This is a genomic window from Psychrobacter sp. AOP31-B2-9 (genome assembly GCF_052378005.1).
GTDB lineage: Bacteria > Pseudomonadota > Gammaproteobacteria > Pseudomonadales > Moraxellaceae > Psychrobacter.
Window position 1 is genome coordinate 1 of the sequence record NZ_JBQSXG010000302.1, and the last position, 842, is coordinate 842.

Genomic DNA, 842 nt, shown 5'->3' on the forward strand with positions numbered 1-842 from the left:
TAGGGCGTGTCATCAATTAAGCCAAACGACACAAGAAACTAAGTGAATGGCACTAAGGAAATGACTGGCTAACTTATCATAGCGAGTGGCAATCGCACGATACTGCTTAATCTTGGCAAAGAAGTTCTCTATTAGGTGCCTCGCTTTATAAAGCTCTTTATCGAAGTCTCTTGGCTGCAGCCGATGACACTTAGATGGTATAACTGCATTACCTTGCACTGCTTTAATCGGTTCAATAACGCGGGCATCAGCATCGTAAGCTTTATCGGCAAGCCACGTTTGGCTAATACTGACATCAAGCAATTCATCTGAGCCACACAGGTCATGAGCTGCCCCACCTGTTAGATAAAAGCCAGTAGGATTGCCTAATGCATCTGTTCGAGTATGTATTTTAGTCGTCAGTCCACCTTTGCTGCGTCCAATGGCTTGATCCCTTTTTTTCCAGCACTGTGCTGGTGGGCTTTAACAATCGTGGCATCTAGCATGGCATATTCGTCATCGGATTGTTCAGAGAGTTGATTAAAAACCTGCTCCCATACGCCTTTTTTTGACCAGCGACTAAAACGAGTATGAATCACTCTGAAGTCGCCAAAGCGTTCAGGTAGGTCACGCCAAGGTATGCCGGTCTTGTAACGGTACAGAACCGCTTCTACGAACAAGCGGTTATCCTTTGCAGTAACACCAACGTCACTTGGTTTACCAGGTAGAATGTCTTTAATTCTCTCCCATTGGTCATCACGTAGGGCATGTCGTCTTGTCATAGTCATTGAGCTCAAATTCCTAAATACGATCTAAGTATAGCTTATTCTGAAATATCTATGCTAATTGATGACACGCCCTAG

1 pseudogene is annotated in these 842 nt (G+C 44.3%); it reads right to left on the bottom strand.

The annotated features are described in order from the left end of the window. Positions 1-12: 12 nt before the first annotated feature. A pseudogene (locus ACT3SX_RS15330) lies at positions 13-761 on the bottom strand (IS5 family transposase). Positions 762-842 lie beyond the last annotated feature (81 nt).